At 66.5% G+C, this 19,046-nt stretch carries 18 protein-coding genes; 8 read left to right on the forward strand and 10 right to left on the reverse strand.

What is annotated here, in order from left to right; genetic code table 11:
* Positions 1–38: 38 nt before the first annotated feature.
* Positions 39–575: a hypothetical protein gene (locus BMZ69_RS03345; RefSeq protein WP_092154854.1), complete on the forward strand. Its 537-nt coding sequence runs from the start codon at positions 39–41 to the stop codon at positions 573–575.
* A gap of 13 nt (positions 576–588) precedes the next feature.
* Here BMZ69_RS03345 and BMZ69_RS03350 read toward each other — a convergent pair whose 3' ends face one another.
* From BMZ69_RS03350 to BMZ69_RS03360, 3 genes are all read right to left on the reverse strand, one after another.
* Positions 589–1,095 carry a DinB family protein gene (locus tag BMZ69_RS03350; RefSeq protein ID WP_092154856.1) on the reverse strand — a complete coding sequence of 169 codons (507 nt, stop codon included), beginning with the start codon at positions 1,093–1,095 and terminating at the stop codon, positions 589–591.
* Between the two features lie 14 nt (positions 1,096–1,109).
* Positions 1,110–2,330 carry an NAD(P)/FAD-dependent oxidoreductase gene (locus tag BMZ69_RS03355; RefSeq protein WP_092154858.1) on the reverse strand — a complete coding sequence of 407 codons (1,221 nt, stop codon included), beginning with the start codon at positions 2,328–2,330 and terminating at the stop codon, positions 1,110–1,112.
* Between the two features lie 72 nt (positions 2,331–2,402).
* A complete protein-coding gene (locus BMZ69_RS03360) occupies positions 2,403–3,317 on the reverse strand; it encodes a LysR family transcriptional regulator (RefSeq protein WP_092154860.1) in 915 nt (304 codons plus the stop codon).
* Positions 3,318–3,571: 254 nt separating this feature from the next.
* Between BMZ69_RS03360 and BMZ69_RS03365 the strand changes: the two genes are divergently transcribed.
* The 3 genes from BMZ69_RS03365 (at position 3,572) to BMZ69_RS03375 (ending at position 7,723) form a co-directional block, all read left to right on the forward strand.
* A complete protein-coding gene (locus BMZ69_RS03365; RefSeq protein ID WP_092154862.1) occupies positions 3,572–5,092 on the forward strand; it encodes an L-piperidine-6-carboxylate dehydrogenase in 1,521 nt (506 codons plus the stop codon).
* Between the two features lie 125 nt (positions 5,093–5,217).
* On the forward strand, positions 5,218–6,435 hold the full coding sequence (locus BMZ69_RS03370; protein ID WP_092154864.1) for an acyl-CoA dehydrogenase: 1,218 nt from the start codon (positions 5,218–5,220) through the stop codon (positions 6,433–6,435).
* 103 nt (positions 6,436–6,538) lie between these two features.
* Complete coding sequence (locus BMZ69_RS03375) at positions 6,539–7,723, forward strand: CaiB/BaiF CoA transferase family protein (protein ID WP_092154866.1); 1,185 nt, start codon at positions 6,539–6,541, stop codon at positions 7,721–7,723.
* Positions 7,724–7,732: 9 nt separating this feature from the next.
* Here the strand turns inward: BMZ69_RS03375 and BMZ69_RS03380 are convergent, their stop codons facing one another.
* Both BMZ69_RS03380 and BMZ69_RS03385 read right to left on the reverse strand, forming a co-directional pair.
* The gene (locus tag BMZ69_RS03380; RefSeq protein ID WP_210187985.1) at positions 7,733–8,119 is read right to left on the reverse strand and encodes a type II toxin-antitoxin system VapC family toxin; all 387 of its coding nucleotides are present in this window, start codon (positions 8,117–8,119) and stop codon (positions 7,733–7,735) included.
* On the reverse strand, positions 8,116–8,358 hold the full coding sequence (locus BMZ69_RS03385; protein ID WP_092154868.1) for a type II toxin-antitoxin system Phd/YefM family antitoxin: 243 nt from the start codon (positions 8,356–8,358) through the stop codon (positions 8,116–8,118). The genes BMZ69_RS03380 and BMZ69_RS03385 overlap by 4 nt, the downstream gene beginning before the upstream one ends.
* 53 nt (positions 8,359–8,411) lie before the next feature.
* On the opposite strand from BMZ69_RS03385, the gene BMZ69_RS03390 reads away from it, so the two are divergent.
* Positions 8,412–10,085 carry a thiamine pyrophosphate-binding protein gene (locus BMZ69_RS03390; RefSeq protein WP_092154870.1) on the forward strand — a complete coding sequence of 558 codons (1,674 nt, stop codon included), beginning with the start codon at positions 8,412–8,414 and terminating at the stop codon, positions 10,083–10,085.
* 123 nt (positions 10,086–10,208) lie between these two features.
* Positions 10,209–10,724 (forward strand): hypothetical protein, encoded by a 516-nt coding sequence (locus tag BMZ69_RS03395; RefSeq protein ID WP_139218965.1) that lies wholly within the window; start codon positions 10,209–10,211, stop codon positions 10,722–10,724.
* Here BMZ69_RS03395 and BMZ69_RS03400 read toward each other — a convergent pair.
* The 5 genes from BMZ69_RS03400 to BMZ69_RS03420 all read right to left on the reverse strand — a co-directional run bounded on the left by BMZ69_RS03400 (position 10,718) and on the right by BMZ69_RS03420 (position 15,971).
* On the reverse strand, positions 10,718–11,434 hold the full coding sequence (locus tag BMZ69_RS03400) for an SDR family NAD(P)-dependent oxidoreductase (protein ID WP_092154874.1): 717 nt from the start codon (positions 11,432–11,434) through the stop codon (positions 10,718–10,720). The genes BMZ69_RS03395 and BMZ69_RS03400 overlap by 7 nt on opposite strands.
* The gene (gene tal, locus BMZ69_RS03405; protein WP_092154876.1) at positions 11,431–12,414 is read right to left on the reverse strand and encodes a transaldolase; all 984 of its coding nucleotides are present in this window, start codon (positions 12,412–12,414) and stop codon (positions 11,431–11,433) included. Before tal ends, BMZ69_RS03400 begins: the two co-directional genes overlap by 4 nt.
* Before the next feature lie 347 nt (positions 12,415–12,761).
* The gene (locus tag BMZ69_RS03410; protein WP_092154878.1) at positions 12,762–13,598 is read right to left on the reverse strand and encodes a carbohydrate ABC transporter permease; all 837 of its coding nucleotides are present in this window, start codon (positions 13,596–13,598) and stop codon (positions 12,762–12,764) included.
* Complete coding sequence (locus BMZ69_RS03415) at positions 13,598–14,470, reverse strand: ABC transporter permease subunit (protein ID WP_092155457.1); 873 nt, start codon at positions 14,468–14,470, stop codon at positions 13,598–13,600. Before BMZ69_RS03415 ends, BMZ69_RS03410 begins: the two co-directional genes overlap by 1 nt.
* 121 nt (positions 14,471–14,591) lie before the next feature.
* Positions 14,592–15,971, reverse strand: a complete 1,380-nt coding sequence (locus BMZ69_RS03420; RefSeq protein ID WP_092154880.1) for an ABC transporter substrate-binding protein — start codon at positions 15,969–15,971, stop codon at positions 14,592–14,594.
* A 299-nt stretch (positions 15,972–16,270) separates the two neighbouring features.
* On the opposite strand from BMZ69_RS03420, the gene BMZ69_RS03425 reads away from it, so the two are divergent.
* Both BMZ69_RS03425 and BMZ69_RS03430 read left to right on the forward strand, forming a co-directional pair.
* Complete coding sequence (locus BMZ69_RS03425; RefSeq protein WP_092154882.1) at positions 16,271–17,257, forward strand: ABC transporter substrate-binding protein; 987 nt, start codon at positions 16,271–16,273, stop codon at positions 17,255–17,257.
* Between the two features lie 34 nt (positions 17,258–17,291).
* Complete coding sequence (locus BMZ69_RS03430; RefSeq protein ID WP_092154884.1) at positions 17,292–19,037, forward strand: ABC transporter permease; 1,746 nt, start codon at positions 17,292–17,294, stop codon at positions 19,035–19,037.
* Positions 19,038–19,046: the final 9 nt, after the last annotated feature.

A 19,046-nucleotide genomic window follows, 5' to 3' on the forward strand; every position in this document is an offset into this window, starting at 1 on the left:
GCCGGGTTCATGGGCATCATCTCGGGGGGATCCACACCATGACCTTGTTCAGCCGCCTGCTCTATTCCGGCATCGCCGGCTCCTTGCTGCTGGCCTCCTTGCTGCTGATGGCGGTCGCGATCTCGCGCACCTTCATCGGCTTCCGAACCGGCGAAGGTGCGCTCGACACCATGCTCGACGGCATCGGCCTCGTGATCATCGCGGTCGCCGTCGCCGATGTCGGCAAGTTCCTGTTCGAGGAGGAGGTCGTCGCCGACCGCGAATTGCGCCGCCCGGCCGAGGCGCGCGGGTCGCTGACCAAGTTCATGACGATCATCATCGTCGCGCTCAGCCTGGAATCGCTGGTGCTGATCACCAAGGCTGCGCGCGACAAGCCGGCCGACATCCTGTTTCCGTCCCTGCTGATGCTGGTCGCCGTGGCGGCGCTGGTCGGGCTCGGCCTGTTCCAGAAACTGAGCCAGCATGCGACGGCGGCGATCCCCGACGATGTCGGGGATGACGAGGACAAGAGCGAGTCGGGCAAACCCACAAAGGGAAAACCTCGACGCCCCAGCCGGCGGACGGCCGAGGCCTAGCCCAGGCTGGACTTCAGCCGCGCATATCCACCAGCATCAGGTCGGTATCATCGGGCTTCGCGCCCGCCGCTGTCAGCATGGCGTGAGCCTGACCGCGATGGTGGGTCTGGTGATTGAAAAGGTGCATGACGAGGATCGGCGCCGGCATCGTCATTTCACTCCCGGTCAGCCCCGAGAACCAGGTCACGTTCCCTGAGAGCCACTCTGGCGAGAGGTCCTCCGCCCAACCCAGGATCGTCTTGTCGAAATCGCGGCGCGCGACCTTCAGCTCCTCCCAGTCCTCGATCATCCGCGACGACTCGCGATTGGGCACGCTCGGCTTCAGCGTTCCGGCGAAGCGCGAGAGCCAGGTCTGGTCAGCCCAGAGCAGATGACAGAAGGTGCCGTGGATCGAGCGGAAGAAGGCGCCCCTATCGAGCCGGCGCGCTTCGTCGGTGAGCGTGTCGGCGGCGCCGTAGAGGCTGCGATTCTGCCAGCGGTTATAGCGCGCCATGGTCGTGACATAGGCCGTATCGATCATGAGGCGCACTCCTTTCAGATGATGTTCGCCTCGCGCAGGGGCTGGCCGGCGACGATCCGCTCATGGCCGAGATCGGCGAGGTCGAGCGTCAAATACCGGCCGTTGACGATGTGCTCGGCGAGGCCGCGGCCGACCGCCGGGGATTGCTGCAGGCCATGGCCGGAGAAGCCGTTGGCAAGGTAGAGATTGGGCACGCCGACCGCGGGGCCGAGGATGGCATTGCCGTCGAGGCCGTTCATGTCATAGGGACCGGCCCAGGCGCGGCCGGGCTTGATCGCCTCGAAGGCGGGCACGCGATGGGCGAGCGGCGCCCAGACATATTCCTCGAAGAAAGACCAGTCGACATCCTCGACATCGGCGTCGGTCTCGACCCATTCGCGGTCGAGCTCGGCCGGCGGCGAAGAGCCGCAGATGAACATCTGCCCTTCATTGCCGCGCTTGCCCTCGGGGCGGACATAGGCGCCGGAGGTGTCGATCAGCAGCGGGCAATTGTCGACCTCGCCCTTGCACGTGAAGCTGTAGACATAGCGCTTCATCGACTTCACGGGGATTGCGACGCCGGCGGTCGCGGCGAGTCTCGCGCCATGGGTGCCTGACGCGTTGACCGCGGCGGCACAGGCGATGCGGCTGCCATCGGCCAGCTCGACGCCGGTAACGCGGTCGCCCTCGACCGCATAGCCGACGACCTCGCCCTGGCGGTATTCGACGCCGAGCGAGCGTGCCTTCTTGCGGAAGGCCTGCAGCAGGGCCCAGCCGTCGAACCAGCCCTCGCCGCTGACGCCATAGGTGCCGCAGAGGAGATCCGAGGTATTCAGCCAGCCGAATTTGCTGCGCAGCATTTCTGCAGCATAAAGTGCGACATCGGCGCCTTCCTGCTGCTGAAGCTTCTGATTCTGTTCGAGAACCTCACGCCCCTCATCGCCGGCGACGTAGAGGTAGCCACCCTCGTGCAGATCGATCGATGGCGCCTCGCCATCCACCGATAGGTGCTGGCCGATATTGCGCAAAAACTCGATGCCGAAGAGCGAGACGCGGATATTCACCGCGCTGGAGAATTGCTGGCGGATCGAAGCCGCCGAGAGCGCCGAGGCCGAGAGCCGATAGGTCGGGTCCTTCTCGACGACGATGACCTTGCCCTTGAAGCCGGGATCGCTGGCGAGGTGATAGGCGACGGAAGAGCCGATCGCCGCGCCTCCCACGATGACGATATCGGCCGAGGCTGGAGCGGAAGACATGAATGACCTGCGCGAGCGGTGGTTCGTGATCTCAGCGCATGAATGACGCCTCGACCGGCGCTTGTCGAGGGCCTAGTTCATCGCCTCGCACTCACCGACGAGCCAGTCGCGGAAAGCGACCACCGCCGGCAGGCTCGCCTTGGCCTCGGGATAGACGAGGTAATAGCCCTCGGGGCCGCGCACCGGCCGATCCACTGGAATGACCAGCGCGCCCGAGCGCAATTCCTCCTCGATCAGGAAGCGTGGCACGATCGCGACGCCGAGCCCAGCTACCGCGGCCTGCGCCACCATGGCGAACTGCTCGAAGCGCGGACCCATCAGCGCCCGCTCCGGCGGCAGGCCCTGCTGCTCCAGCCAGTTGGCCCAGGCGCGCGGCCGGGTCGATTGCTGCAGCAAGGGCTGGCGCAGCAGGTCGGCGGCCTCCTTGATACCGGACCGCGCCACCAGCGCCGGCGCTGCGACCGGCACGACCTCCTCACCCATAAGGCGGTGCAGCCGCGCGCCGGGCCAGACCGGATGGCCGAAATGGATGGCGGCGTCGGCTTCGTCGTGGGCGAAGTCGAAAGGCACGAGCTTGGTCGAGAAATTGATGGTAACGCCGGGATGCGCCTCGGTGAAGCGCGGCAAACGCGGGATCAGCCAGCGCGTGCCGAAGGTCGGCAGGATGGCGAGATGGAGCAGGCCGGCGCCGCCCCGGAAGGCCATGGCGGAGAGCGTCGCGGCGGCCAGGCGTGAAAGCCCGTCGCGCACCTCGGCCGCGTAGGCGCCGCCGGCCGGCGTCAGGCTGACGCGCTTCTTCACGCGCTCGAACAGCTTCAGGCCGAGATTCTGCTCCAGCAGCGCGATCTGGCGACTGACGGCGCCTTGCGTCAGGTTCAGCTCCTCGGCGGCCCGGGTGAAACTGCCATGTCGCGCCGCCGCCTCGAAGGCGGCGAGCGCCGAGAGCGAGGGCACCGAGAGGCGGCCGGGAACGATTTCGGCGGTCATGATCTCAACTCATCAAGTCGTGAGAACATATCGATTGCGGAGAGCGGCTGGAAGAGGGCATTGTGCGGTCGAATGCCGGGCTGCAGCTCGCAGCCCAATACGAGCCCTCATCCTGAGGAGCCGCGTAGCGGCGTCTCGACGGATGCTCCAGACTGCATCACTGCAGTCGATTGGAGCATCCTTCGAGACGCGCTTCCTTTGGAAGCGCTCCTCGTAATGAGGGCTGTGGTTCGCTGGCGATCAGGATCAACACCATGACGACCTCCCTTCCGAAAGACGCCCTCGCTTTGCTGAAGCGCCTCGGCGTGCCTGAGAGCGCCTATGCCGGCGCCGGCCTCAGCGCCCGTTCGCCGATCACCGGCGAAACGGTCGCGACGCTGCGCGAGACTTCGCCGGCCGAGGCCGAGGCCGCGATCGGCCGGGCCCAGTCGGCCTTTCTCGCCTGGCGCAAGGTGCCGGCGCCGCGGCGCGGCGAGTTCGTCCGCCTGCTCGGCGAGGAATTGCGCACGCACAAGGCCGATCTCGGCCTGCTGGTGACGCTGGAAGCCGGCAAGGTCACCTCCGAGGGCCTCGGCGAGGTCCAGGAAATGATCGACATCTGCGACTTCGCCGTCGGCCTGTCGCGCCAGCTTTACGGCCTGACCATCGCGACCGAGCGCCCGAACCATCGCATGATGGAGACCTGGCATCCGCTCGGCGTCTGCGGCGTGATCTCGGCCTTCAACTTCCCGGTCGCGGTCTGGTCGTGGAATGCGGCGCTCGCCTTCGTCTGCGGCGACAGTGTCGTCTGGAAGCCGTCGGAGAAGACCCCGCTGACAGCGCTCGCCGTGCAGGCGATCACTCTCAAGGCGATGAAGCGCTTCGGCCCCGAAGCCCCCATCGGCCTGTCGGAAATCCTGATCGGCGGCCGCGAGCTCGGCGACATCCTGGTGCAGGACCATCGCGTCCCCGTCGTCTCCGCCACCGGCTCGACCCGGATGGGCAAGGAGGTCGGCCAGAAGCTCGCCGCCCGCTTCGCCCGCGCCATCCTCGAGCTCGGCGGCAACAATGCCGCGATCGTCGCGCCCTCGGCCGATCTCGATCTCGCTCTGCGCGGCATCGCCTTCGCGGCGATGGGCACTGCCGGCCAGCGCTGCACCACGCTGCGCCGCCTGATCGTGCATGAGAGCGTCTACGACCAGCTCGTGCCGAAACTCGCCAAGGTCTACGGCTCAGTGAAGATCGGCGACCCCCGCGAGGCCGGCGTGCTGGTCGGCCCGCTGGTCGACGAGGCCGCCTATCAGGGCATGCAGAAGGCGCTGTCCGAAGCCAAGGCCGAGGGCGGCAAGGTCCATGGCGGCGAAAAGGTCGATGTCGGCTCCGGCGGCTTCTATGTCCGCCCCGCCCTGGTCGAGATGCCCAGCCAGTGCGGCCCGGTCGAGCGCGAGACCTTCGCGCCGATCCTCTATGTGATGAAGTACAAGTCGATCGACGAAGCGATCGCCATTCAGAACGCGGTCGGCGCCGGCCTGTCCTCCTCGATCTTCACGCTGAACATGCGCGAGGCCGAGCTGTTCGTCTCCGACGAGGGCTCGGATTGCGGCATCGCCAACGTCAATATCGGCCCCTCCGGCGCCGAAATCGGCGGCGCCTTCGGTGGCGAGAAGGAAACGGGTGGTGGCCGCGAGGCCGGCTCGGACGCCTGGAAGGCCTATATGCGCCGCGCCACCAATACGCTGAACTACGGCACCACGCTGCCGCTGGCGCAGGGCGTCAGCTTCGACGTGGATGCGTGATCGATAAGCCGTCATTCTCGGGCGAAGCGCAGCGCAGACCCGAGAATCTCAGAACCAGCCAGCTGGTTTCCGAGATGGTCGGGTCAAGCCCGACCATGACGATCCAAACAGCAGGGAGACGAACCATGGCCGAGGCCGCGCGCAAGACCGCCCATAGCCACAAGCTGGCGGAGTTCAACTGGGAAGACCCATTCCTGATCGACGAGCAGCTCTCTGAGGATGAGCGGCTGATCCGTGACACCGCGCGCCAATACGCGCAGGAGAAACTGCAGCCGCGCGTCGCCGAGGCTTATCTCGAGGAGAAGACCGAGCGCGGCATCTTCAACGAAATGGGCGAGCTCGGCCTGCTCGGCGTCACCGTCCCGGAAGAGTATGGCTGCGCCGGCGCCAACTACGTCTCCTACGGGCTCGTCGCCCGCGAGGTCGAGCGCGTCGACTCCGGCTATCGCTCGATGATGTCGGTGCAGTCGTCGCTGGTGATGTACCCGATCTACGCCTATGGCGACGAGAACCAGCGCAAGAAGTACCTGCCCAAGCTCGGCTCGGGCGAATGGGTCGGCTGCTTCGGCCTGACCGAGCCGGATGCCGGCTCCGATCCCGCGGGCATGAAGACCCGCGCCGAGAAGGTCGCCGACGGCTACAAGCTGACCGGCTCCAAGATGTGGATCTCGAACTCGCCGATCGCGGACGTCTTCGTCATCTGGGCGAAGTCGGCCGCGCATGACAACCAGATCCGCGGCTTCATCCTCGAAAAGGGCATGAAGGGCCTCTCCGCCCCGAAGGTCGGCGGCAAGCTTTCCTTGCGCGCCTCGATCACCGGCGAAGTCGTCATGGACGGCGTGATCGTGCCGGAAGAGAACCTGCTGCCGAACGTCTCGGGCCTCAAGGGTCCGTTCGGCTGCCTCAACCGCGCCCGCTACGGCATCTCCTGGGGCGCGATGGGCGCCGCCGAGGACTGCTTCCACCGCGCCCGCCAATACGGGCTCGACCGCAAGCAGTTCAACAAGCCACTGGCCCAGACGCAGCTCTTCCAGAAGAAGCTCGCCGACATGGTCACCGAGATCACCCTCGGCCTGCAGGGCTCGCTGCGCGTCGGCCGCCTGCTCGACGAAGGCAAGATGGCGCCGGAGATGATCTCCCTGGTCAAGCGCAACAATTGCGGCAAGGCGCTCGACATCGCCCGCCAGGCCCGCGACATGCATGGCGGCAACGGCATCTCGATCGAGTACCATGTCATGCGCCATGCGGCGAACCTCGAGACGGTCAACACCTATGAGGGCACGCATGACGTCCACGCGCTGATTTTGGGCCGGGCCGTCACCGGGCTGCAGGCGTTCTTCTGAGCCCTGCCCGTCATGGCCGGGCTTGACCCGGCCATCTCTCCCCGAACCAGACTCCCGAAGAGATGGTCGGCTCAAGGCCGACCATGACGACGTGGATCAGTCGATGTCCAATGCCCCTCCCCTCGCCGGCCTGCGCGTCCTCGAACTGGCGCGCATCCTTGCCGGGCCCTGGATCGGCCAGTTGCTCGCCGATCTCGGCGCCGATGTCGTCAAGGTCGAGGCGCCCGAGGGCGACGACACTCGCAAATGGGGGCCGCCCTTCGTCGAGGGCATGGGCGAGGAGCATCTCTCGGCCGCCTATTTCCACTCGGCCAATCGCGGCAAGCGCTCGATCACGGCCGATTTTCGCACGGAGGAAGGCCAGGCGCTGGTGCATCGCCTCGCCGCCCATGCCGACGTCGTGATCGAGAACTTCAAGGTCGGCGGCCTCGTCAAATACGGACTCGACGCCGCCTCGATGCGCAAGGCCTATCCGCGCCTGATCTACTGCTCGGTCACCGGCTTCGGCCAGGACGGGCCCTATGCGCCGCGCGCCGGCTACGACTTCCTGGTCCAGGGCATGGGCGGGCCGATGTCGGTCACCGGCGAGCCCCAGGGCGCGCCGATGAAGGCGGGCTATGCCGTCGCCGACATCTATACCGGCCTCTACGCCACCACCGGCATCCTCGCTGCGCTGCGCCGGCGCGATGCGACCGGCGAAGGTGCCGTCCTCGACATGGCGCTGCTCGATGCGCAGGTCGCCGTGCTCGGCAACCAGGCGATGAACTATCTGACCTCCGGCAAGGCGCCGCAGCGCCTCGGCAATGCTCATCCCAACATCGTGCCCTACGACGTCTTCCCGGTGGCGGACGGGCACATCATCATCGCCACCGGCAATGACGGGCAGTGGCGCAAGCTCTGCGAGGCGGTCGGCGATGCCGGCTTCGCCAGCGAGCCCGACTACATTGACAACCGTTCGCGCGTCGCCAACCGCGTCGCCCTGACCGCGCGGCTCAACGCGCTGACAAGCCGCTTCGCCAAGCTCGACCTGCTCTCCAAGCTGGAGGCGGTCGGCGTGCCGGCCGGCCCGATCAACACGATCGAGGAGGTCTTCGCCGACCCGCAGGTGAAGGCGCGCGGCGTGCGCGTCGACCTGAAGAACCCGGCGGCCAGGGCCGGCTCGACACCGACCGTCGCCTCGCCGATCGTACTCGACGGTGTCAGGCAGGTGGCCAGCCGACCGAGCCCGCGCCTCGGCGAGCATGCCGAAGAGATCCTGAACGACCCGGCCTGGGGCGGAGGCGGCTGAATGGCCGATTCACCAGAGGCGGCGGGCACCGAGGGTGTCGAAGGCGGCGTCGGACGCGACGAGAAGCAGTCCCTCGGTAATCGCCTGCGCCGCCAGCAAACGATCGAACGGATCGCGATGGTCACCGGGTATGGAGCCCGCCAGGCGAGCGTGCATGTTCAGAACCGGAAGCGACTGAAATCCATCCGCTTCGAGCGCCTCATCGAACGTCGCGAGGACATTCTCAACCCCGGGCAGCTTCCCGACCCGATGCTTTGTCGCGATCTCCATCGCCGAGATCGGACTGACATAGACCAAATGATTGCGATCGGTGATCGCATCCATGACTGGCCTGCTCAATGTCCGGCCTCCGAGCCAGAACCACAGCAAGGTCGAGGTATCGAGCAGCAGCCTCAATCGCCATGGCCCTCCCAGAGCCGCAATTCCTCTTCCGGAAGCGGCTCGAAAAACTCCGGCCCGATATCGAACTGGCCCTTGAAGCGCCCCGGCTTGCGCTCCGGCCGCGCCGTCTCGATCGGCACCAGCCGCGCCACCGGCTTGTCGCGGCGCGAGATCACGACCTCGCCGCCCTTCTCGACTTGCTCGATCAGGCGCGAGAGGTTCGTCTTGGCTTCATGGATGGTGACGCGCGTCATCGCCGTCTCCTCACTCAACCTGACCAACTTAGCTAACTAGGACGGATGTTTCAATGACCGGACCTCGCACAGGCGGGCAGATCCTCGTCGACCAACTCCTGATCCATGGCGCGACCGACGCGTTCTGCGTGCCGGGCGAGAGCTATCTCGCCGTGCTCGACGCCCTGCACGACGCCGACATGAAGGTCACCATCTGCCGGGCCGAGGGTGGCGCGGCGATGATGGCGGAGGCCGCCGGCAAGCTCACCGGCAAGCCCGGCATCTGCTTCGTGACGCGCGGCCCAGGCGCGACCAATGCCTCGCCCGGCATCCACATCGCCGACCAGGACTCGACGCCGATGATCCTGTTCGTCGGCCAGATCGAGCGCGGCATGCGCGAGCGCGAGGCCTTCCAGGAGCTCGACTACCGCGCCGTCTTCGGCACGATGACCAAATGGGCGACCGAGATCGACGATGCCGCCCGCATCCCCGAGATCATCAGCCGCGCCTTCCATGTCGCCACCGCCGGCCGGCCCGGGCCGGTGGTGATCGCGCTGCCCGAGGATGTGCTGACCGATCTCGCCGGCGTGCCGGACGCAGCGCCCTACCAGGTCACCGAGACGCACCCCTCCCTGCTGCAGACGATCGACCTGCAGAAACGGCTCTGGGCGGCGAAGGCACCGATCGCCATCCTCGGCGGCTCGCGCTGGGACCCGCAGGCGATCGCACGCTTCCAGCGCTTCGCCGAGCGCTTCGACCTGCCGGTCGCGGTCTCGTTCCGCCGGCAAATGGTCTTCCCGGCCGATCATCCGAACTTCGCCGGGGATCTCGGCATCGGCCCCAACCCGAAACTGCTGAAGCGCATCCAGGACAGCGACCTCGTGCTCCTGGTCGGCGGGCGGCTCTCGGAAATGCCGAGCCAGTCCTATACCTTGTTCGGCATCCCCAATCCCGGCCGGCCGCTGGTGCATGTCCATCCCGATGCCGAAGAGCTCGGCCGCGTCTATCGGCCGGAGCTGGCGATCAACGCCTCGCCGCCCGCCTTCTGCGCCGCGCTCGAGACGGTGCATCCGCCGCAGGTGATCCCGTGGGCCGGTGCGGCCGCCGAGGCGCATGACGCCTATCTCGCTTGGAGCGAGCAGCCGGCGCCGGTGCCCGGAAAATTCCATCCCGGCGAGATGGTGACCTGGCTGCGCCGCAACATCCCGGCCGACGCGATCCTGTGCAACGGCGCCGGCAATTACGCGACCTGGGTGCATCGCTTCCATCGCTTCACCAGGTTCGCGACGCAGCTCGCGCCGACCTCGGGCTCGATGGGTTACGGGGTGCCGGCAGCGATCGGCGCCAAGCGGATCTTCCCTGACCGGACGGTAATCGCCTTTGCCGGCGATGGCTGCTTCCTGATGAACGGCCAGGATTTCGCGACGGCGGTGCAATACGAGCTGCCGGTGATCGTCATCGTCGTCGACAACGGCATGTACGGCACGATCCGCATGCACCAGGAGAAGCACTATCCCGGCCGGGTCTCGGCGACGACGCTGAAGAACCCCGACTTCTCCGCCTATGCAAGAGCCTTCGGCGGCCATGGCGAGCGCGTCGAGACCACCGAGGAGTTCGCTCCGGCCTTCGAGCGGGCACTGAGCAGCGGCAAGCCGGCTATCATCCACTGCCTGCTCGACCCCGAGGCGATCACCCCGGCAAAATCGCTGTCGACCATCCGCGCCGAGGCAATCGCCGCGCAAGGCTGAGAGCCTACTGAACTTTCCCGCCCGTTCCTCGTTTGTGAGGAGCGGGCGCCTGATCTTGTCGATTGCGGCGCTGATACGAACAAGCGCGACGCAACCGGCGACGCAGGAGCGGGAGGTTCGACTATGACACGACGGATGGTCCTGGCGATCGCCGTGACCGGCAGCCTCGGCCTCGCCATGACGCCGCAGGCGCAGGCTGCCGGTTTCCTCGACGACCTGACACGGGTGATCTTCGGCAATCCGAGCCCACCGGCCATGATCGGCATTCCGGACGGACCGGCACTCAGGCCAAGGCCAAGCAAGCCTCGGCCCGCCAGCACCAAACCGGCGGAGCCCACGGTCAAGCTCGACCCGGCCAGCGACGCCTACTGGTATCTGCGCGATCCCACACTGCGGAAGGGCGACATCGTCGTCACCCGCAGCGGCGTCGTCGTCTTCGATGGCCAACGCTCATCGGGCCATGAGACGAGCGATTTCACCGCGCTGGAAGGCACCAAGCGGCTGACGAAGGCTCAGCAGCAGACACTGGAAGCCGCCGCCGCGCGCGGACGGGCCTATTTCACGCCCTCCATCACCGCGCCAGTCGTCCCAGTGCTGGCGACGAAGACGGACGTCAACGCGGCTGCCCTGGCTCAGTAAGTCGCACGGCCACCCGAGAGATCGAAGACGGCGCCGGTCGAGAAGCTGCATTTGTCGCTGGCGAGCCAGGCGACCAGCTCCGCCAGTTCCTCGACCGTGCCGAGCCGCTTCAGCGGGCTCTTGCCGATCATGGTCGCGACCGTCTCGGCGCTCATCTGCTGCAGCAATTCCGTCTCGATCGCAGCCGGCGCCACGGCATTGACCAGGACGCCGGTGCCAGCGAGCTCCTTGCCATGGGCCTTGGTCAGCGCGATCACGCCAGCTTTTGCAGCGCTATAGGCCGAGAGCGTCGGCGTGCCCTCCTTGCCGGCGAGCGAGGCGATGTTGACGATGCGGCCATGGCCGCGCAGCACCATCGTAGCCGCCACCGCGCGCGAGCTGAGGAAGGTGCCGGTCAGGTTGACCGCCTGAATCGTCTGCCATTGCGCCAATGGCGTATCGGCTACCGTGGTCGAAGGGCCGGTCAAGCCGGCATTGTTGACGAGAACCGCGATCGGGCCATGCTCGCGCTCGGTGCGCTCAAGCGCGGCAGCGACCTGCGCCTCGTCGGTGACATCGCAGGCGACGAAGGCGTGACCGCCCTCGCCTTCCCTGAGATCCCAGACGACGGGGAGGAAGCCGTCCTGCGCCAAGCGCTCGCAGACGGCGCGGCCGATGCCCTTGGCGCCGCCGGTGACGACGGCGACCTTCTCCGAAGCCACAGAACTCACGCGGCCTTGGCCTCGTCGAGCTTGGCGGCGACGAGCTTGCGCAGGCTGCGCAGATCCTTGACGAAGCCGCGAATGCCCTCGGCAAGCTTCTCGGTCGCCATCGCGTCCTCGTTCATGGCGAAGCGGAAGGCCTTCTCGTCGAGCGTGATCTTCTTTGCGCCGTCAGGGGACGCGACTTGCGGCGATGCGGCCGGTGAGAGCCTGCGCGGCAGATCGCCGGTGGCCGCGGCCAGTTCATCGAGCAGTCCGGGGCCGATCGTCAGCCGGTCGCAGCCGGCCAGCGCCTCGATCTCGCCGGTGTTGCGGAAGGAGGCTCCCATGACCACGGTCTTGATCCCGAACGCCTTGTAGTAGGCGTAGATGCTCTTCACCGAGACGACGCCCGGATCGGTCTCGGCGGTGTAGGGACCGCCGCCCGCCTTCACATGCCAGTCGAGGATGCGGCCGACGAAAGGCGAGATGAGGAAGGCCTTGGCATCGGCCGCCGCGACCGCCTGCGGCAGGGCGAAGAGCAGGGTCAGATTGCAGTCGATGCCTTCGGCCTGCAGGACGCGCGCCGCCTGGATGCCTTCCCAGGTCGAGGCGATCTTGATCAGGATGCGCTCGCGCCCGACGCCGCGCTCCTTATAGGCGGCGATGATGTCACGCGCCTTGGCGATCGTCGCTTCCGTGTCGAAGGAGAGATCGGCATCAACCTCGGTCGAGACCCGGCCGGGAACGATCTTGGTCAGCTCGGTGCCGAAGGTGACGGCGAGCCGGTCGCAGACCGCCTCGACCGCACTAGGCCCACCGTGACGCTTGCCCCAGGAGATCGCCTCCTCGACGAGCGATGCATAGGCCGGCGTCTCCACCGCCTTGAGCAGCAGGGTCGGATTGGTGGTGCAGTCGACGGGCTTGAGGCGACGCACGGCCTCGATGTCGCCGGTGTCGGCGACGACGGTGGTCATGGCGCGGAGCTGGTCAAGCTTTGAGGCGGTCATCACGTCATCCGTAAGAGTTGTCATCGGTCCCGCCAACAATATGAAGCCTGCCGGCCGTCATTGCGAGCTTTTGTGAACTGAACCGTGCCGTCATCCGGGCCTCGCCGTCGGGTCCGACCTTCGGTCGGCCCAAGGACAGCCTCCGCGAAGAGCCCGGAGTCCATGAACACCGCCCTTTCCGTCATGGTCGGGCTTGTCCCGACCATCCACGCCTTCGCTCCACTGATCGCATGCGGTGTTCAAGACGTGGATGCTCGCCACAAGGGCGAGCATGACGAGTTGGAGCAGCGTCGTGGTCATGGGTTCCGGGCTCGACCCTGCGGCCGCCCTTGAAAGACAGCAAGCCGTCAGCTCTTCACCGCGCCCGAGGTCAGGCCGGTGACCATGTTCTTGCGGAAGCCGTAATAGATCACCGCCGGAGGGATGGCGTAGATCAGGCCGGCCGTCATCAGCAGATTCCAGGGCGCGTCGTCGGCCGAGAGGAAGAGCCCGAGGCCGACGGCGAGCGGCACTGCCCTTTCGCTGGAGAGCAGCAGGAAGGCATAGAGATACTCGTTCCAGGCGAGCAGCAGCGCATAGATGCCGATCACCACCATGGAAGGCTTCATCAGCGGCAGATAGACCAGCCGGAAGAGCTGCAGCGAGTTGGCGCCGTCCATGATCGCGGCCTCGTCGAGCTCCTTGGGAAGCTTGTCCGAAGCCTGCTTCAGCACCCAGATCGCATAGGGCGAGGCCAGCGCCACCATGGCCAGGATCAGCGCGATGCGGGTGTTGAGCAAGCCGAAGGTGCCCATCGCCTTGTACATGGGGATGGCGAGGAACGCGGCCGGGATCAGATAGGTCGCCAGGGCGAAATTCATGATCGAGCGGCCGCCCGGCGCCTTCAGCCGCGAGATCGCGAAGGCGGCGCAGGTCGCGATGAACAAGGTGAGCAGCCCGGTCGCGATCGCGATCATGAAGCTGTTGAACAGCTGCAGCCAGAAATTGTTGAGGTAATAGTGCTGCTGGTTGAAGACGATCTGGAAGTTCTGCAGCGTCGGCTTCTCCGGCCAGAGCTTGCCGGCGAGCATCGATTCCTGCGTCGAGATCGACAGCACGAAGAGGTGGTAGATCGGCAGCAGCGTCCAGATCAGCACGGGGATGGCGATCAGGATCAGCTTGCCCTCGTCGAGAACCTTTTTCATCACTCGGCTCCCTTCGAGAGACGCTTCACCATGAACCAGACCATGGGCAGGATCAGCGGCATCGCGCAGATGATCGAGGCGATGCCGAGGTCGAGGTTGTTGTTGCGCATGTAGCGGATGCCGAGCGTCGCCAAGACGTGGTTGAGATCGCCCGGGCCGCCGCCGGTGAGCAGGTAGACGCTGTTGAAGTCGCCCAGCGTCCAGATCATCGAGAGCAGCGTCGAGGTGACGTAGAGCGTCGCCAGCGAGGGCCAGGTGATGAAGCGGAACTGCTGCCATCTGTTGGCGCCGTCGACGCTGGCCGCCTCGTAGAGATCCTGCGCGATGGCGAGCCGGCCGGTGACGAGGATCAGCGTCCAGAACGGTAGCGACTTCCAGATATGGACGAGGATCGAGGAGGCGAAGGCGAGCGTCGGATCGGTCAGCCAGCCCGGGCCCTCAATGATGCCGAACCACTGGAAGAGCTGCTGGTTGATCATACCGTTCTCGGGGTTCAGCATGACCCGGAAGGACAGGATGGTCGGGATCGACGGCACCGCCCAGGGCAGGATGAACAACACCAGCATGAAGCGGATCCAGGCGCGCTGCTGGACGAAAAAACCCGACAGGAACAGCGCGATCAGGAACTTCAGGTTCACCGCGATGAACAGGAAGACGACGGTGTTGACCACCGTGCGTACGAAGATCGGGTCGGCGAAAAGCGCCTTGTAGGACTGCCAGTTGAGGCCGAGCCAGAGGCCATAGGCGACGGGATAGACCACCATCACTGCGAAGACGACAAGATAAGGCGCGAGCATGAGCACGCCCCAGAGCACGCGGTCGCGGGCCTGTCCCGAGGTCGCCTGGCTTGAAACGGTTGCGGGGGGCGCCATCGCTGCCGTGGTCATCGTGTCGTTCTCCCTCAGATGGGCCCCGTCGCCGGAGACGGGCCGGCACCCCGCGGCGAGGTCGCGCCGCGGGGTGCCGTATTTGTCGGCTAGGGCTATGCCGGCGTCAGCCGGCGATCTGCTTGATGCGGGCGATCATCTCGTCGACAGCCTGCTCCGGCGAGACCTTGTCGACCAGCACGCGGTTGACCGCCTTGGCCCAGACGTTCTCGGCGTTCACCGTGGTGAACTTGTAGTTGTAGACGAACTGGAACGGCGTGGTGCCGTCCGTGTACTGCTTGTGGACGATCTTGCGGTGCGGATCGGCGCCGGTCCAGAACTCGGCCTTGGCGGCCTCGACCGTGGTCGGGAACCAGCGGCCGACCGAGCCCTCGACGAAGGGACGCAGGTTCTCGTCCTTCATCATGAAGGCCATGAATTCCTTGCCGCGCTTCTTGTTCTTGCCGTCGGCGAAGACGACGGCGGTCTTGACCGCGGCGAGGTTGGTCATCGGCGAGCCGTCCGGCTTGTTCGGGAACTCGGCCGTGCGGATGTTGTCGTAATAGTTCTTCTTGGCCTGGTCGCGCTGTTCCTGCGTCAGGGCCTGGTTGTTCATGTCGTCGAGATGCTTGGCCGCGATCGAGATCGTGGCGTTGTGGGTCAGGATCGTCGTGCGGTTGTGGAAGGCGACGTTGTTGTCGGGGTCGAGCCAGTTCACCGAGGAGGGCGGCGTGCAGCCGCGCTGGGAGATGTTGGCGTAGTCCTTCACCGCCTTGACCATCGCCGCCTTGTTGGCCGGCTGGTCGAGCACGATCTTGCCGTCCTCGTCGACGATCTTGGCGTTGTGCGCGTTGGCGAAGGTCAGGAAGCTGTAGAAGGTGTCGGAAGCGGCGACGCCGAGCGGATGACCGACGGCGTAGATGCGCTTGCCCTTGGCCCGCGCCGCGCCCTGGACCTTGTCGCACCAGAAGTCCCAGTAGCCGTCCCAGCCCTTCGGGATGTCGCTTTCCTTGAAGCCGGCCTCTTCCAGCATGTCCTTCCAGTAGGTGATGTGCATCATCTGCTGCTGGACCGGGAAGGCGTAATAGGCCTTCTTCTTGGTCTTGTCGTTCATCAGGAAGGTCGTCGCCAGCGCCTGCGGCTGGATCTGCGCCTTGATCGGCTCCAGCACGTCGGTGACGTCCTCGAGCTTGCCCTCGAAGGCCCACTGGCCGGTGGTGCGGAAATCATAGGTGGTGCAGAAGCCGACATCCGGCGGCGTGCCGGCCTGGACGGCGCCGACCGACTTGGTGACGCAGTCCTCGGTGGCGTAGAGGGAGAGATCGACCTTGACGCCCGTCGCCTTCTGGAACTTGTCTACGACGGAGAGAAGCGCGTCGTCTTCGCCCTTGTAGAAGCCCTTGGTGAACCAGACGGTCACCGTCTCCTGGGCGAGCGCCGCTCCGGACCAGCCGGCGGCGATGGCGGCCAAGGCTGCGCCGGCAGCCAGAGAGCGCACGGATTTCATGGTAACCTCCCATTTCAAACGTTTAGATTGGGCTTTTTTGCCGCCTCCTCATAAACACTAGTCGATGAGCCATGCAACTCACAAGCGGCTGGGTTGCACGATTTTCATGCGACGCTCGGCGCCACGCTACCGCCATCCCTCCGCTGGAACCTGCATGAATCGGCTTTGACGGCGCAGCCCGGTCGCGTCAAAGAGGACAATGTCACGGATGTGTCATGAGCGCAGCTTACCCCGCGCCGCACGATCCACATCCTGACGTTCGCGCGATCTCGCCGCGCGGCAGACCAGCGGAGTTTTCAATGCGCGCTCTCGCGACCACCGCCGTCCTTGCGCTCGGCCTGGCCTTCCCGGCTCTCAATGCCGCCGGAGCCGTCGAAGGCAAGCTGGTGCTCTACACCAGCCAGCCCAACACCGACGCCCAGCAGACGATCGACGCCTTCAAGGCGAAGTATCCCAAGGTCGAGATCAGCTTCGTCCGCGACGGCACGCCGCGCGTGATGGCCAAGCTGCGGGCCGAGATCGAGGCCGGCGCACCGCAGGCCGACGTCCTGCTGATCGCCGATGCCGTGACCATGGAAGGCCTGAAGAAGGAAGGCCGCCTGCTCGCCCATGAGAAGGCCGACGTGTCGGCCTTCCCCGCGGGCGTCCATGACCCCGCCAAGATGTGGTTCGCGACCAAGCTGATCACCACCGGCATCGTCTACAACACCAAGGCGACGCTGAAGCCGGAGAGCTGGCTCGACCTCGCCAAGCCGGAGGCGAAGGGCCAGCTCGCCATGCCGAGCCCGCTGAATTCGGGCGCGGCGATGATCCACACGATCACGCTGACCGGCAACCTGCCGGGCGGCTGGAGCTTCTACGAGAACCTGCAGAGGAACGGCGCGCTCGCCGCCGGCGCCAATGGCGACATCCTGCGCCAGGTCGCCACCGGCGAGAAGCTCTACGGCATGATCGTTGACTTCATGCCGATCCGCGAGAAGGCCAAGGGCGCCCCGGTCGAGTTCGTCTTCCCGAAGGAAGGCGTCTCGGCGGTGAGCGAGCCGGTCGCGATCCTGAAGAGCAGCAAGAACCCGGAAGCCGCCAAGGCCCTGGTCGATTTCCTGATCTCGAAGGACGGCCAGGAGCTGGCGCTGAGGCAGGGCTATGTCTCGGCCCATCCGGACGTCGCCCTGCCGGCCGGCTATCCGGCCCGCGGCGCGATCAAGCTGATGCCGTTCGACGCCGCCAAGGCGCTGGCCGACGAGCCGGCCGCCCGCAAGCGCTTCAGCGCGATCTTCGAAGGCTGAGCCCGGACACAATCCGGTCCCAGGCACCGACACGATGACGCTCGCAGCCCCCGCTGAGCTAAGGCAGACCGGCATCCGCCCGGTTCTGCCTGGGCTAACCTTGCCATCCGGCCTTGGCCTGCCGGCGCTGGTACTGCTCTGCGCGACCCTGTTCGGTGCCCTGCCCTTCCTGCGCCTGCTCGCCGCCGCCTTCGCGCCGGGCTGGCAGTTCGCCCCCGAAGGCGCGCTGGCCGAGATCACCAGCCGCGCCGCGTTCAACGCAACCCTGCACACCTTCGAGACGGCGGGTCTGTCGGCGCTCGGCGCGCTGCTGATCGGCGGCACGGCGGCGATCCTGCTCGCCGTCACCGACGTCCGCGGCAAGCGCCCGCTCGCTTTCGCGCTGGTCTTCTCCATGATGGTCGCGCCGCAGGTGGCGGCGCTAGCTTTCCTGAGCCTCACCGCGCCGAATTCGGCCCTGCTCGGCATGCTCGGGCTGGCGCCCGCACCCGGCACGCCAAATCCCCTGCTCGGGCGCGGCGGCATCATCCTGGTGATGGCGCTGCATCATGCGCCACTTGTCGCGATCACGCTCTGGACCGGCCTGCGCAGCGTGCCGCAGGCGCTGGTCGAGGCGGCGCAGATGGAAGGCGCGGCGCCCGCCACCATCGTCGGGCGCATCCTCCTGCCGGTGCTGCGGCCGCAGATCATCGCGGCGGCGCTGCTCGCCTTCGTCGCCGGCATCGGCAATTTCGGCATCCCGGCTTTGCTCGGCCTCCCCGTGAACTACCTCACTTTGCCGACACTGATCTATCGCCGGCTGTCGAGCTTCGGCCCGGCCGGCCTGCCGGACGCGGCGGCGCTCTCGCTCCTGGTCGCGCTCGTCGCCGGCCTCGGCATCGCCGCCGGGCTGATGGCGACGCGCCGCGGCGGCGGCAAGGTCGAGATAGAGCGGCCACTGCAGCCGTTCTGGCAGCTCGGCGCCGCACGGCCGCTCATTGCCGCCGGGCTCTGGCTGCTGATCGCCGTGAAGCTCGGCCTGCCGCTGCTGGCGCTGCTCGGCGAAGCGCTCACGCCGGCGCTCGGCGTCGCGCTCACCTGGCAGAACCTGACCTTCAACAAGTTCGCCGAAGTGCTGCTGCGGCAGGACGTCACGGTGCGCGCCTTCCGCAACTCCTTCCTGTTCGCAGGTTCGGCGGCGCTGCTGCTGGCCCTGCTCTCGATCGCCTTCGCCTATGGGCTGGAGCGGCGCATGGGCAAGCTCCGGCGCGTGGTCGAGGTGGTGATCGAACTACCCTATGCGCTGCCCGGAGTGGTGCTCGCCATCGCCTGCATCCTGATGTTCCTGAAGCCGCTGCCGCTGCTCGGCGTCAGCATCTACGCCACGCCCTTCATCATCCTCTTCGCCTATATGGCCCGCTTCCTGCCGTTGGCGCTGAAGGCGCCGCTCGCGGCAATGGCGCAGATCGAGGCCCATCACGAGGAAGCCGCCAGGCTGGACGGCGTCACACTCTGGCAGATGCTGCGCTTCATCGTCGCCCCGATCCTGGCGCCGGCCGCGGCCGTCAGCGGGCTGATGGTCTTCCTGGTCGCCTTCAACGAGCTCACCGTCTCGGCCCTGCTCTGGTCCTCCGGCACCGAGACGCTCGGCGTCGTGCTGTTCAGCCTGAAGGAGGCCGGGCTTGCCGGCGAAGCCGCGGCGGTGGCGATCAGCGCCTGCGCGGTGATCCTTGCGGTGATGCTCGGGCTCGACGCGCTCGGCCGCAAGCTGCCGGCCAATATCCTGCCCTGGCGGATCTGAGCGGCGACA

The sequence above is a fragment of the Allobosea sp. CRIB-10 genome (assembly GCF_900112185.1).
GTDB lineage: Bacteria > Pseudomonadota > Alphaproteobacteria > Rhizobiales > Beijerinckiaceae > Allobosea.

Coding starts and splice junctions, on each gene's coding strand:
- BMZ69_RS03345 (WP_092154854.1), top strand. CDS start 39: ATGACCTTGTTCAGCCGCCTGCTCTATTCCGGCATCGCCGGCTCCTTG.
- BMZ69_RS03350 (WP_092154856.1), bottom strand. CDS start 1,095: ATGATCGATACGGCCTATGTCACGACCATGGCGCGCTATAACCGCTGG.
- BMZ69_RS03355 (WP_092154858.1), bottom strand. CDS start 2,330: ATGTCTTCCGCTCCAGCCTCGGCCGATATCGTCATCGTGGGAGGCGCG.
- BMZ69_RS03360 (WP_092154860.1), bottom strand. CDS start 3,317: ATGACCGCCGAAATCGTTCCCGGCCGCCTCTCGGTGCCCTCGCTCTCG.
- BMZ69_RS03365 (WP_092154862.1), top strand. CDS start 3,572: ATGACGACCTCCCTTCCGAAAGACGCCCTCGCTTTGCTGAAGCGCCTC.
- BMZ69_RS03370 (WP_092154864.1), top strand. CDS start 5,218: ATGGCCGAGGCCGCGCGCAAGACCGCCCATAGCCACAAGCTGGCGGAG.
- BMZ69_RS03375 (WP_092154866.1), top strand. CDS start 6,539: ATGTCCAATGCCCCTCCCCTCGCCGGCCTGCGCGTCCTCGAACTGGCG.
- BMZ69_RS03385 (WP_092154868.1), bottom strand. CDS start 8,358: ATGACGCGCGTCACCATCCATGAAGCCAAGACGAACCTCTCGCGCCTG.
- BMZ69_RS03390 (WP_092154870.1), top strand. CDS start 8,412: ATGACCGGACCTCGCACAGGCGGGCAGATCCTCGTCGACCAACTCCTG.
- BMZ69_RS03395 (WP_139218965.1), top strand. CDS start 10,209: ATGACACGACGGATGGTCCTGGCGATCGCCGTGACCGGCAGCCTCGGC.
- tal (WP_092154876.1), bottom strand. CDS start 12,414: ATGACCGCCTCAAAGCTTGACCAGCTCCGCGCCATGACCACCGTCGTC.
- BMZ69_RS03410 (WP_092154878.1), bottom strand. CDS start 13,598: ATGAAAAAGGTTCTCGACGAGGGCAAGCTGATCCTGATCGCCATCCCC.
- BMZ69_RS03415 (WP_092155457.1), bottom strand. CDS start 14,470: ATGGCGCCCCCCGCAACCGTTTCAAGCCAGGCGACCTCGGGACAGGCC.
- BMZ69_RS03420 (WP_092154880.1), bottom strand. CDS start 15,971: ATGAAATCCGTGCGCTCTCTGGCTGCCGGCGCAGCCTTGGCCGCCATC.
- BMZ69_RS03425 (WP_092154882.1), top strand. CDS start 16,271: ATGCGCGCTCTCGCGACCACCGCCGTCCTTGCGCTCGGCCTGGCCTTC.
- BMZ69_RS03430 (WP_092154884.1), top strand. CDS start 17,292: ATGACGCTCGCAGCCCCCGCTGAGCTAAGGCAGACCGGCATCCGCCCG.